Source organism: Paenibacillus sp. ISL-20, assembly GCF_018613005.1.
GTDB lineage: Bacteria > Bacillota > Bacilli > Paenibacillales > Paenibacillaceae > Paenibacillus_AQ.
Genome location: NZ_JAGGRD010000057.1, coordinates 1 through 12,285, shown reverse-complemented (window position 1 = coordinate 12,285; position 12,285 = coordinate 1). Strand labels below are relative to the sequence as shown.

12 protein-coding genes are annotated in these 12,285 nt (G+C 50.7%); 2 read left to right on the top strand and 10 right to left on the bottom strand.

Annotated elements, in window-relative coordinates:
* Positions 1-93: 93 nt before the first annotated feature.
* From J7E85_RS27500 to J7E85_RS27465, 8 genes are all read right to left on the bottom strand, one after another.
* Positions 94-507, bottom strand: a complete 414-nt coding sequence (locus tag J7E85_RS27500) for a VanZ family protein (protein ID WP_215163131.1) — start codon at positions 505-507, stop codon at positions 94-96.
* A 23-nt stretch (positions 508-530) separates the two neighbouring features.
* Positions 531-1,007, bottom strand: a complete 477-nt coding sequence (locus tag J7E85_RS27495; protein WP_215163130.1) for an NUDIX domain-containing protein — start codon at positions 1,005-1,007, stop codon at positions 531-533.
* Between the two features lie 178 nt (positions 1,008-1,185).
* Complete coding sequence (locus J7E85_RS27490) at positions 1,186-2,106, bottom strand: Gfo/Idh/MocA family protein (protein ID WP_215163129.1); 921 nt, start codon at positions 2,104-2,106, stop codon at positions 1,186-1,188.
* Positions 2,107-2,335: 229 nt separating this feature from the next.
* Entirely contained in the window at positions 2,336-2,767 is a 432-nt protein-coding gene (locus J7E85_RS27485; RefSeq protein WP_215163128.1) for a histidine phosphatase family protein, read from the bottom strand.
* Between the two features lie 42 nt (positions 2,768-2,809).
* Complete coding sequence (locus J7E85_RS27480) at positions 2,810-3,148, bottom strand: YrdB family protein (protein ID WP_215163127.1); 339 nt, start codon at positions 3,146-3,148, stop codon at positions 2,810-2,812.
* A gap of 49 nt (positions 3,149-3,197) precedes the next feature.
* Positions 3,198-3,641, bottom strand: coding sequence for a DinB family protein (locus tag J7E85_RS27475; protein ID WP_215163126.1), 444 nt, complete (start codon positions 3,639-3,641; stop codon positions 3,198-3,200).
* 37 nt (positions 3,642-3,678) lie between these two features.
* On the bottom strand, positions 3,679-4,770 hold the full coding sequence (locus J7E85_RS27470) for a winged helix DNA-binding domain-containing protein (RefSeq protein WP_215163125.1): 1,092 nt from the start codon (positions 4,768-4,770) through the stop codon (positions 3,679-3,681).
* 46 nt (positions 4,771-4,816) lie between these two features.
* Positions 4,817-5,605, bottom strand: coding sequence for an ABC transporter ATP-binding protein (locus J7E85_RS27465; protein ID WP_215163124.1), 789 nt, complete (start codon positions 5,603-5,605; stop codon positions 4,817-4,819).
* A 325-nt stretch (positions 5,606-5,930) separates the two neighbouring features.
* On the opposite strand from J7E85_RS27465, the gene J7E85_RS27460 reads away from it, so the two are divergent.
* Positions 5,931-6,680, top strand: coding sequence for an MBL fold metallo-hydrolase (locus tag J7E85_RS27460; protein ID WP_215163123.1), 750 nt, complete (start codon positions 5,931-5,933; stop codon positions 6,678-6,680).
* A 22-nt stretch (positions 6,681-6,702) separates the two neighbouring features.
* On the opposite strand, the gene J7E85_RS27455 is transcribed toward J7E85_RS27460, so the two are convergent.
* Together J7E85_RS27455 and J7E85_RS27450 are read right to left on the bottom strand one after the other, a co-directional pair.
* Positions 6,703-7,668 (bottom strand): aldose epimerase family protein, encoded by a 966-nt coding sequence (locus J7E85_RS27455; protein ID WP_215163156.1) that lies wholly within the window; start codon positions 7,666-7,668, stop codon positions 6,703-6,705.
* Positions 7,669-7,766: 98 nt separating this feature from the next.
* Entirely contained in the window at positions 7,767-11,105 is a 3,339-nt protein-coding gene (locus J7E85_RS27450) for a DUF5107 domain-containing protein (protein WP_215163122.1), read from the bottom strand.
* A 169-nt stretch (positions 11,106-11,274) separates the two neighbouring features.
* On the opposite strand from J7E85_RS27450, the gene J7E85_RS27445 reads away from it, so the two are divergent.
* Positions 11,275-12,168 (top strand): AraC family transcriptional regulator, encoded by an 894-nt coding sequence (locus J7E85_RS27445; protein WP_215163121.1) that lies wholly within the window; start codon positions 11,275-11,277, stop codon positions 12,166-12,168.
* Positions 12,169-12,285 lie beyond the last annotated feature (117 nt).

Genomic DNA, 12,285 nt, shown 5'->3' with positions numbered 1-12,285 from the left:
TAAAAAAACAGAATGACTTTCCTACATCGTAGTTAAGCCATTCTGCTGCCTGTTATACACTATTTTATGTATGATCGAAATATGCGGTTACGGTTATCTGCTCCTCGATTTCATAATGACCCCAAGCAAACCATAACCAATCGTAACACCTACCGAGTTCAAAATAAAATCGTCCACATCCAGGCTTCCCCGCCGGGAGATCAGCTGTGCCATTTCAAGCACGAATAACCCGACTAAAAAGAAACCCAGCATCTTAACGAATCGAATTCGAAATACAACTGGAATCAACACCCCGAAAGGCACAAACACAGCGATATTCCCAACGATATTGATCAATGAAGCCAAGCTGCGAATGGGGAAATAGCTTGCCATCGTCGAAAATGGCACCAGATTATAACTAAATTCCGATTGTGTGGTCCTCCCGAATCCCCAGATCATCCAGTAAGTTAGCAACATGGTGTATCCAATGAGGAGGATCAAGGCGATCATTTTAACATGCGATTTCATTGAGGTCTCCTGTGAAAATGAATTCAAACATATTTATCCAATACGTAATCTTCGATTATTTCAATATTTCGGCGTTCCTGTGCATACTGTTTAATGTGCTTCTTAATATTCGGATACAAAATAATGTCGTCCAGCTGCTCGAGCGGAATCCATTTCACATCGGTTTGATTCGGATCTGGCGCAGCCGGAAGTTTCGGGGATGATCCTTCATGTGGATAACATTCAAACACGATGTATAGCGTGTGAATGCCCGATATGTTATCTCTAGACTGTTTATGCGGAGCATTCTCATACACAAATGCAACAGGTCCAGTCTGTGCTTCCAGCGTGGTTTCCTCATACAATTCTCTCAAGGCACCCTCAGCGATCGACTCTCCCGACTCGGCCCCGCCCCCTGGCAAATTGTAATGCAATCCGTTCTCATCTACATACTCGACCAATAGAACATGCTCATTCTGAAAGACTAACGCTGTCGGTCTCACCCGAATATGATACGTCATAAAAACCACCTCTCCACACGGCTAATGAATAGCTGCTGAATTTTCTTGATCTGTCTATCATACAATTAACGAAGTCAAAATGGGAATATTATGTATAATTGCAGGTCAAAAAGGCTATCGGGTGATCGCAGCAACCTCCCAGATAACCTCCATCCATTAACACATATCGTTAATTCTTTTAACTTCCTGTTCGATCGTTATCATCCAGTCTCACGGTTTCTCCCGTTTCGCGAGAGACATTCGCAGCCTCCAGAAAACGAATGATCTCCAGCGTCTCAGATAAAGGAACATCCGAGACACCTGTCGTGAACATCTTCATGATCTGTTCCAGCAGACTCGCATAATAGGGTTTCGGATGCGCCATGATGTCCACAAAGCTGCTAGACTCTGTTCGATGAATGGTCATCCCAAAGCGTTCGTTACCTGCCCGATTTCCCCGAATCGTCCCGACTCTCCCGTCATTCCAAACCGCTGTTAATACCTCATGCAATTCGGTCGCAGCGACATGCACGCTTACGCATCCGGGTCCGAGAACACGGTAAAGCATCTCCGCCGCATGGATTCCATACCAGAAAAATCCAGGCTGTGTAGGTTGAAGGGGCAGCGGTCCGGCGCAGTCCACGCCAATGATATCATCTACACCGCCGCTAGCCAATTCATCCTGAAGTCCTTGCGCATATCGAAGTGACGAGCTGCTCATAACGGTAACCTGAAACTGCGCCGCCAGTTCGGCAATTTCTATTGCGTCCTTACTGCTCACCGCAAACGGCTTATCAATAAATACCATTTGGCAATGAGGAGCAATCGCGCGAAACAAGGACAGATGCGACCTTCCGTCGACCGCTTCGAGCATGACCGCATCGACCTGTTTGGCCACGTCTCTCGGAGAATCCAATATTTCGGTTCCCCACGCAACAAGTTCCTTGGTATACCCGTCCACCCGGCTTATACTAAGCTCGAAGTCCGGTGATCCTCCGGGAAATGCCGCTGTAACCCGTGCGCCGGGTACATAATAGGGATGCGCCTTGTCATGCAGCATTTTCGAGAAAATGGAGACATGCGATGTATCCAAACCAATCATACCGATTTTCAAAGTCATAAGTTCATTCTCCTTTACCTGCAGGATTTTAGATGATCACACTGGCATTTCCATTCGCTACGTTACTGAGAGATATCAGCAGCCGAACATAGGCTTTTCTTTCAACCATCATATCATCCTGAACCACTAAAGGACGTGACTTTAATTCGTCTTTTAAATTAAACCTGAATCCAATGCAAAAAGACCGCCTCCATCTGATTATCAGACGTAGGCAGCCTTTTTAGAGGATTTATAAATGCTCCGTGCAGTTGAATAAGGGGCAATTCCATTCCTCCAAAAACTGAGCTCCCCGCTCAGCAACATCCTCATAACGTTCCATACCTAAGTCCAGTTCTCGCCAGGAGTGCCCCCAAGACACCAGTCTCTCTTCCTCTGTAGTTCCTTCAATATGACCGCAATCGATCTCGCAAATCCGTTGATCTTCCATGATATCAAGCACAGAGATCTCTTCAGCAATGATCCGCGCAGTAGCTCTGGCACGGATCAAGGGACTTGAGATGATGATCTCCCAAGACTCTTTCTTTAAGCGCTCAGCGATTCGTTGAGCCTGTTGCCTCCCCTCAGCATTAAGAGGAATATCGCTCCGTCCCTGAGCCCTATTCTGAACATTCCAATCCGTTATTCCGTGTCTAATAAGGCCGATGGTAGCCGTATCATCCACCTCCCACTAGGTACATCTCCATGTAAATCTGCAATATACTCACTAAGGCTGCATCCTCCATTTTATCACGATGAGGCGGTTCACCAGAGCCACAAATGCAAACACAATGGCAAACGTTATAAAGCCCGAGGATACCTGGCATGCCACCGAGGTTGCAAATATAAGAAATTCGATAAGCAACACCACGGCAAGCGGCAGCTTGATCCTTGCTTTCGGAGAGATGGTCATGCCCCAGATGACGGCTGCAAGCAGTGGAAGCCCAATACCGAGTGCAACCTGTGCCATGAGCCCGGAGCCATAATGGAAGCCCCAGTAACCTATCGAAAACAACAGAATCAATTCCAATATAAATCGGAGGGCGAGATTCAGTACTTTGAACATCGAGGAACACCTTCCGTTTCATGTCATGCACCTATTTATACTACAGGCATTAAAGCTCGATTTGCTCCAAATGATGGATCATATGATCCACGTAGTCGTTAAACAACCACTCCAGTGTGACCTCCGTTTTATCAGGCAGCACGCATTTTTTCTGAAAATCTGATGAATCGGCTTTTTGCATGACACGCAGAATCATCCGGTTCATCTGCTGCCACAGTGACAACACTTCCGATTGATCATATTGATCCTGGTAATTGTTCACCCGGACCCAATCGTTCTGCGCGTACCCCTGAATGGCAATCGGATAATCGGACAGCAAAATTTTTACAAACCGGATATGGTTATTTACCGCTGAATCGCAAAGGTGACCCAGGATCTCCTTCTTGGACCATTTATCGGGCGCAAGCTTCAGATTGAACTCCACCTCATTAGTCGCCGTTACAATCTCTGTCATTTCGGTAATCAATGCTTCCAGCTTCATGATTGACTCCATACGCTATTCCTCCTAAGAGCCCTCTCAGCCAATAAGCTTAGAGAGCTTGGTTCCATTCTATTCGTGCAATTGGCATTCCCATGAAATCGCTATACTGCTTGGCAGCTTTCATAAACTCCTCTTCTCGATCATTCCTTGGCAAAAACGGACTAAATGCGATTTCGATGCCGCTGCGCTTGATCTCCCGCTTCCAGACACCGACCACTTCCCCGCCTGCCACCATCATCGGTTGAAAAACCCCGTTGCGATGGGGAGCGATCTTCGCATCGTGCTCTGTCTCTATGATCGCGCTGCGATCCTTGTAACCCAAGTAATATTCATCAAAACCCGGAAGCAGAACCACCGAATCCGTATCAGTGGACACGGCCGGTATTGTAACAGAGCTCCAGTATTCCATGCCGTTGACAAAATCTAAACGAAGGTTTGATTTTACGGCCTCAAAGCCTCGTTTAGCTTCTGTCAGCGTTAATCCGACCCACCACGCAAAATCCTGAATCGTTGCGGGCCCGTGGCCTGTAAAATAACGAAGCGCAAGCTCCGCCAGCGATTCTTCAAGCGTTAGCTCCCTCGAATTCGGGACCCATTCATCCAGCAGCACGAAACTCTGCTGTTTACCTTCATGCGGGCCGAAACAGATCATGCCTGTCCGTCCCAAATATCCGAGAATGAAATAACCGCGGCCATTCTTGGTGCTGATCCCCGCTTCCTCCAGCAACTCCATCAGTCTGGGACGGGATACGCGGGTACAGCCACTCAACGCGTTGCGAATGATCGTGCGGCATCGATGGAGCGTACCTTCGTCAAGCTCAAGTTCCGCCTGCTTCTTCTTATCATGCGTGTGAAAGCGCGATGCCGTCAGCTTCAGCATCCACTTGGCATCCTCCGCAGGCACGAAGAATATCGTCCCTCGCATCGGCCAGGTCAGCACGATCTTGCGATCGATCATGGCCTGCTCCACATCGAACAGCTTGGCAGAATGTGTACGGAGACCGATTCCCCATACCGCTTGATGAAAATCCTGGGCCTGCACAGCGCCGAGCCCTCTTACGACTTGCTCTGGACTCTCAGGCTTCATACCTGTTATTCCTTGATTGAACAGCCTTCGATTCGCTATGATTCGACTTGGCACAATGGTCACTCTCCTAAGACATGAATATCTCGCGAGCCTTGAGCCTTCATTTTAAATCCGGAATGGACATCCAGGCGCGATCGTTCTGCCAACTCACCTCAACCGGCGTCTCAAAAAACGAGGTCAAATTCCCGCTTGTCAGCATATCCTTGGAGCTCCCCTGTCCGAATACTGTGCCCCGGCGGATGAGCAACGAGTGCGAGAAGATCGGCAGTATTTCTTCGATATGGTGCGTAACGAATAGCAGGGTCGGCGCATCGGGCTTTGAAGCCAGTGCCGTAATGCTGGACAGCAGCGCTTCCCTCGACAGAAAATCCAGTCCGTTACAGGCCTCATCCAGTATCAACAGCCTTGGAGAAGCCATAAGCGCCCTAGCGATCAGCAGCTTCTGCTTCTCCCCTTGCGAACAGGTTTCGTATGTACGACCCAGCAGATGAATACAATTAAAATCCTTCATGAGCTGCTCGGCCTGTTCCCGGTCCGCTTCATCCACCTTCTGATACAGGCCGATCGAGGCATGTTTACCGCTAATCACGACATCCAGCGTGGATTCGCTCGGGCGGATTCTTTCCTGCAGTGAGGAGCTGACCCAGCCAATTGATTTACGCAATTCTCTTAAATCCACCCTGCCAAAACGATGCCCGAGCACCGAAACCGTACCGCTGGTCGGCCAGATATAACCGTTAATCATATTCAAAATGGTTGTCTTTCCGGAGCCGTTCAGCCCAAGAACCGCCCAATGCTCTCCTTGCTGTACGGTCCAATCCACGCCTGCAAGAACGGTCTTCTGCTCCCGTTGCCAGGTTACGTTATTCAGTTCAATCGTCGTGTTCATTGCTGATCTCTCTCCTTCTCTACTTCGTCTCTCTTTTCCTCTTTTCAAGGATTATACCAGCAATTACTAATTCCTCAATAGCGAGATGAGATCCAGCCTTGTGAGCAGTCTACGTCTTGGAGTCAAGCTATGTATACCGAGCCGGACATTTCATTTATTAAAGAGGTTTTGATCAACGAATTAAATGTTGACGAATAATTATTTTTATGTTATAATATAATATTTTACTATTTACATGAGTTTGCTGATTTGATAATCTACTTCTACTCATCTCTCCCGGAAAGATAAACACGGGAAGAACCCTTTATACGTGGAGGTATGTAACATGCAAATCGATCAAGGCATTGCCATGCTGGAAATTTCCGCAGCCATGATGGGACGAATCGAAACGATCCATCCAACATTCATATGGGATCATCAGAACCGGGTGCTTATCGATACCGGCTATCCCGGCCAGTTCCCGATTATTCAGGAGCAGCTATCGGACATCGGGGTTTCCGTCCAGGATGTAAGCAAAATTATTATAACACACCAGGATTTGGATCATAACGGCAGTTTGCCGGCCATGATCCAGCACAGCAACCACGCCCCGGAAGTGTTCGCCAGCGAAATTGACAAGCCTTATATCGAAGGAGATACAAGGCTTGTCAAATTATCGCCCGAGGCCATTACACAAGCGCTGGCTTCGATGCCGGATCACGTTCCGCCGGAGTGGAGGAATGCGTTTAAGCAAACGCTGGAGAATCCTCCCACAGCCCCAGTGAACAGCATTTTGCGCGACGGCGAGGAACTGCCGTTTGGCGGCGGTATCATCGTGATCCATACGCCGGGCCACACCCCGGGCCATACCAGCTTATATCATATACCGAGCAAAACCCGGATTGCCGCAGATGCCCTGAACGTGATCAATGGACGGTTGGTCGGGCCGGATCCGGCAACTACATATGACATGGCGTCAGCCAAGCTTTCGTTGCAAAAGCTCACTCATTATGACATCCATAAGGTGATCTGTTATCATGGGGGACTATTTACGGACAATCCCAACCAGCGCATTCGTGAATTGGCTTATGCTTAAGCGTTTGTCGGTTCACTTTCCATCAAGTAGACTTCACTTCGTTCTTCTGTCCGTCGATCCAGCTAATCTCAAGGTACCACGTATACGTGCCGCCGGCCGGCACTTCGGCCGCTGCCTGACGATGCATGGCATACGAGAGATCATCGAGCAGCCCCGTCGCTGGTTCCAGCGCAAGATGGTACTGTCCCTGATAGCCACCGTAATTGGCCCATATCCCTAAATAAGGCACCTGCTCTTTAGGAAACGTCATGCGGAGTCCTTCTCCCGCAACCGGATCGTAAATGGAAGCTTGCCCATCCGGCAGCTCGCCTGCAAAATAAAACTTCTCCGCCGATGCTTCAAGCCTGCTCTCGGTTCGATTCAAGCGAATATGGAGCTTTTCATCCCATGGCTGCGGCCATTTCCGAATATCGCCGAATTCTCCCAACCGACCGTTCGCCGAGTACGATACGATGATCTCCCTCAGCTCGTGAGGAACAATAATCTCTGCGCCTTCATCGATTTGAAACAATGGATGCGCGGCCCACAGGAAAGAAAATGGGAACGGACTCGAATTATGAACGGCATAATCGATCCGCAGGGTATCTTCACGAGGGAAGGAGTAGGTTTTGCGCAGCTGATAGGGAATTCGGATTCCCTGCACGCTGCAGTGTAGCTGTTCTTGCTCGCTGCGCACCTTCCATGGAATGGACCATACCTCGCCATGATCCGGAAGCTCCGTTCCTTCCCATGGATACGCTGGATACCGGCAGTCATTGATCGTTGGAAACATTTCGTCCCAGCCGCTGCCGTCCCGCTTTCCGAATGAGCTTGCATACCCGTTCGTTTCCAGAGCTCCAGCAGGCTGCACCAGCCATTCCCGGCCAGTCTTTCGATTGCGAAGCGAGATGACCCTGCTTCCGAGTTCAGGCACCACGACCATCTCCATCACCTCCTTGCACCCTGTCCAAACCTCATATCCATCGAGCATCCCTTTGCTCCAGATCATCATCGTCATCCTCCTCCGTTTTAGTCAATGCATCACCCGGAATGCACAGATTCTCAAGGACCGTTCATAACGGCCCTTGAGAATGAAGTGTCGATCCCTTAAATAAACGTCTCGCAAAGCGCCAAATGCAACGCAGCTCCTTGATGGTGAGCCTCCAGCTGCAGCACTTCGCGGAACAGGTTCTCCGCGGACTGCCGGTCACCGAGGCCAAGATGCCCAAGCCCCATCATATAACGGCAATGAATTTCGTTTCTTCGGTCCAGATCTTCATCAAACACCAGGAAGTCCGGCAGCGAGACTGCAAAGTAATCGATGCTCTGAGGCTCGAATATATGCTTCTCCCCATAATCAATCAGCTTGTTAAACCGGCTGCGGGCTTCATTCTCTCGGCCCAGCCTCCGCAGCGCGGCCCCTTGATAAAAAATCATGTGCGGCGGCTGATCGTTGTAATACATCGCACTGGTCGGCTCATCCCGCCCCTCCGAAGATTTTAGGAAGTACGCCTCCGCCTCATCAGACCGGCCAAGCCCTTCGTATGCGAAGCCCAGATAATAATCGATGTTATTCTCCTGCGCTCCCGTGAGTTTCCCTTCATTGATGTTGAGCGGATATTGCTTGGCAGCAAGCAGCTGCTCTACGGCATCCTCGTAGCGATGCTCCTGAAGCAGCTGCTTCGCTAGCTCCACCCGGGCCAACACATACTGGGCCGGTACCTTTCCCTCGCCGCCTTCCCATGGGTGAAAGTTGCGTTTCAGAATCAATGCCAATGCCTCCTCATAACGATTCAGCGTATTATGCAGCGTCAAATATTCCAGATATAAATCATCTCGCTGCTCGACCAGCTCCATGTGCTCCTCCATCGCTTTCAAGCGATCGGCCGGAGCATGACCAAGCTTTTTATACAGCTGGTCCCGCTCGTAGAAGACCCTGGCGTCCGCCGGATTGAGCGAGAAGGCGGTTTGCAGGGATGCCAATGCTTGGTCGTGGTCCTGCATCTTGTTATAGTAAGCGAGCGCCAGATTCCGATGCGGCGTAGCGAAGCTGCCATCCAGAGCGACCGAAGCTTCCCAGCTGCTTGTGGCTTCATCGTAGCGCTTCTTGTCGTACAGCAGATTCCCCAAGTAGTACAAAGCCTTCGCATCCTGAGGGTGTAGGGCGAGCGCCTGCTTCAGCGTCGCGTAATCATGCAGGGAATTCGGGAAACAGTACGACGGATCGGCCGCTGAGGCCAATCGGTAACAAGCAGCTGCCTCCTCCGCTCGGTTCATCTTCATTAAATAACTGCCCTGATAGTAATAAACCATCGGATATACGGCAGGCCCTGTAAGGCGTTCGATGCGCTGCAACACATCCAAAGCGTCGGCATATTGGCCTGCTTCCGCATAGTCCTGAGCCAAGGCGATATAATTGTGCGGATCATCGCGCAGGAGCTGGGCAAGCGATTCATAAGCCCGCCGGCTTTTATCCTCTTGCTTCTGTTCTTGATATACGGCTGCCAGCTCGTTCATCGCGCCCGCATCCATGGGATCCAGCTTGAGCGTTTCCTCAAGCCATGACTTCGCATCCGCCAAGCGTCCCAGCTTTCTTAAGGCGAAACTCTTGAGATGCCGCGCCTTATAATTACGATACTGGGCAGCCAGTGATCGTTCGATCAGCTCGAACGCTTCCTCATATTCCCGCTTCTCGCAGGCAATCTGGGCCAAAGCCAGATATCCGGCGCCTTGCCAAGCCCCCGACCAGACCGACTTGTACAGATAAGCGTACGTTTCATCCAAACGGCCCTGCCACTTCAAGACTTTGCCTAAATGATAGAACGGTTCGCTGTCATAGGGCCGGGCATTGTGGCGGGTCAAGGTTTCAATAGCTTTTTTAAAATAAGTCTCACTTTGCGTGAAGCACCCTCTGCGCAGCAGGAGCAAACCATAGGCATTGTTCAGCCTGACGTCTCCGGCATCGCGCCGAAGACCTTCTATATAATAGGCTTCCGGTTCATAGGTTGCGTGCCTGTACTGCTCCAGATGCTGCCCTGCCAAGAACAGCGCTTCGGTATTCTTCAGGTCCTCCGGCTTGCCAATTGCCGTGGCCGGGTCCGGCGTCCTCTCCAAGGTACGCGGCTTGGGCTGGTAAGCGACCAACTCCTTGCCGTCCGCAGCGAATACCGCGACCCGCACATCTTCTTCATTGACACCGGGATCCAGATCGATCACGGCATGGAAGGTGTCGGCCGGCGACAGCTTGACCTTCCGATCCAAATAGGTGCGTCCCGCTCCGGTCACCAGGATGCGAGCCCCTTCCCTAACCGAGGTGGCATAGACATGGACAACGGCTTTATGGTCGTGAACTTCGAGATTTACGGCGGCGTCAATGGACGCGTTCTTCACCAGCCCGATGTCTTTATAGGGCATGAAGTACTGCTTAAAACTTTTTTCCTCATATGGCGCCAGCCAGGTGAAGTCAGGCTGGTTATCGGTATACACGCCGGTCATGAGCTCGATGTACGGGCCGTCTTCGTCGGTCAGGTTGCGATCCCAGGCCTGGCCGAATTCGCCGTGCCCCCATGTCCACTGTTTTTTGCCGGGAGATATATGTTTATTGGCGACATGCAGAATCCCCGCTTTCAAGCCATGGTCATATCCGCCGACGAAATCATAATCCGAATGATAGGCCATATAGGATGTCGGAACGGGAATGTTGCGGTACATGGAAATATCGACGCCCGCCGAATAGTCCTGCTTGTAATACGTCCCGGTTGCGATCGGAAATTTGGACACGTCCCGTTTCCCGTGGTCGAACACCGCGTGAACATCCGGTGGAAATACGGATTGGGTATGATCGTTGACTGCTACGGCCGGATTCGCCCACCACAGAAAAGTCTGCGGCTCCGAGGTCCGATTGTACATCTGCGCATGAATTTCCAGATACGCCTTGCCTGGATGCAGCGTGAAGGCGGTAGACACCTTCGTGCCGTACATCCGGTCGATCTCACCGACCCATACCGTCTTGCTGCCATTCGGATGATCCTCAAGTCTCCACTCTACTTCGCCAAAGGTGTTCGGACGGTGATGCTGCGGCCAGTTGAACTCGATTCCTCCTGATATCCATGGACCCGCAAGGCCAACCAAAGCCGGCTTGATCACTTGATTGTGGTATACAAAATCATAGTTGTTGGTTTTATCGATGGCCCGGTAGATGCGGCCGCCTATCTGCGGCATGATCTGAATCTGCACGTAATCATTTTCAAGGAAAATGATCCGGTAGGTTTTTAATACTTTCTCATCGTAAATTTTATCGATGACCGGCAGCGGATAGACACGCCCCGAGCTCCCCTGATACACCCGTTTCTCCAAAAACATCGGGTTCAGGTCCGGTTTCCCCACTTCATACGTGGGAATCTCCACAGTCTCTTCCCGTACGCTCACTTGCCGTTGTTTTGTCATGATTCGTCATCCCTCCATTAATATCAGCGTTGGCTGCTTCATGTCTCTATCTTATAAGCCCGCCTGCCCGCAGAGCCATTGACGATATCATGTTCATGATGGATTATATTCTGATTATCTTGCTCTCCATCAGGTTGACAAGACTGCCGCCCCGATACATAGTAAAGCTATGGATACCATACGAAAATCAGACGGATTCGCGTCTCAGAAAATCATTGTCCTCCCGGATCATATTATGAAAGAGGCGGCCCGCCATCCGCTTGTGGAACCGCTGCACGCAACTGACATCGGATACTTTCCGCGTGCGCTTCATCACTACCGGGAACGCCCGGAGGGCAGCGGCGCGTATATCTTAATCTACTGCGTAGAAGGTGAAGGCTGGTACCGGGTCAACGGCGGCAAAACCTATTCTCTGTTCAAGGGGCAGGCGGTCGTCATCCCTCCGGATACGCCGCATGAATATGCATCCTCGGAGCTTCATCCCTGGAGTATTTACTGGTGGCATATGAAGGGGACGAATGCGGGCCTATTATTTGAGGGCTTTAGCCATTCGGCGGAACCCGCCGTCCTTCCGGTCGATCAGTCAAGGAGCATCGTGGAGCTGTTTCATGAAAGTTACAATCTGCTGCAAAAAGGGTATACGCTGAACCATATCATCCATGTCTCGCAGCTCGCCGGCCACTTGGCGGCTCTGATCCGCCTCGCCCGGCTCCAACCGCAGCGGGGGCTGGATCAGCAAAATAAGCATGACATGGAGCAGACGCTTCGGTTTATGACGGAGCACCTGGAGGGACATGTGAGCCTGAAGGAGCTGGCGGTTAACGCCAATCTATCCATTCCGCACTTCACCTTCCGGTTCAAGGAAGCGACGGGCTACTCCCCGATCGATTACTATCTGCGGCTCAAAATCCAGCGAGCCTGCCAGCATCTGGACCTGACCGGCCAGAGCGTCAAGGAGATCAGCCAACGTTTCGGCTTCCAGGACCCCTACTACTTCTCGCGACTGTTCAAAAAAATCATGGGAAAATCCCCTTCCGAGTACCGAGATACCCGGAAGGGGTAGGTTTCTCCTCTTTATGTGTTGTGAGACGCTCCACGTACGAATCGTTCCTACCATCGGTGTTGTCCCCAATTTCTTGAATTGGTTCTCGTCAAGGAAGAAATTCGGGGACAAAGCATT

Excerpts from the sequence above, each read along its gene's own strand:
- J7E85_RS27490 (WP_215163129.1), bottom strand. The coding sequence starts at position 2,106 with ATGACTTTGAAAATCGGTATGATTGGTTTGGATACATCGCATGTCTCC.
- J7E85_RS27495 (WP_215163130.1), bottom strand. The coding sequence starts at position 1,007 with ATGACGTATCATATTCGGGTGAGACCGACAGCGTTAGTCTTTCAGAAT.
- J7E85_RS27445 (WP_215163121.1), top strand. The coding sequence starts at position 11,275 with ATGGATACCATACGAAAATCAGACGGATTCGCGTCTCAGAAAATCATT.
- J7E85_RS27465 (WP_215163124.1), bottom strand. The coding sequence starts at position 5,605 with ATGAACACGACGATTGAACTGAATAACGTAACCTGGCAACGGGAGCAG.
- J7E85_RS27480 (WP_215163127.1), bottom strand. The coding sequence starts at position 3,148 with ATGTTCAAAGTACTGAATCTCGCCCTCCGATTTATATTGGAATTGATT.
- J7E85_RS27500 (WP_215163131.1), bottom strand. The coding sequence starts at position 507 with ATGAAATCGCATGTTAAAATGATCGCCTTGATCCTCCTCATTGGATAC.
- J7E85_RS27460 (WP_215163123.1), top strand. The coding sequence starts at position 5,931 with ATGCAAATCGATCAAGGCATTGCCATGCTGGAAATTTCCGCAGCCATG.
- J7E85_RS27450 (WP_215163122.1), bottom strand. The coding sequence starts at position 11,105 with ATGACAAAACAACGGCAAGTGAGCGTACGGGAAGAGACTGTGGAGATT.
- J7E85_RS27455 (WP_215163156.1), bottom strand. The coding sequence starts at position 7,668 with ATGATCTGGAGCAAAGGGATGCTCGATGGATATGAGGTTTGGACAGGG.
- J7E85_RS27475 (WP_215163126.1), bottom strand. The coding sequence starts at position 3,641 with ATGGAGTCAATCATGAAGCTGGAAGCATTGATTACCGAAATGACAGAG.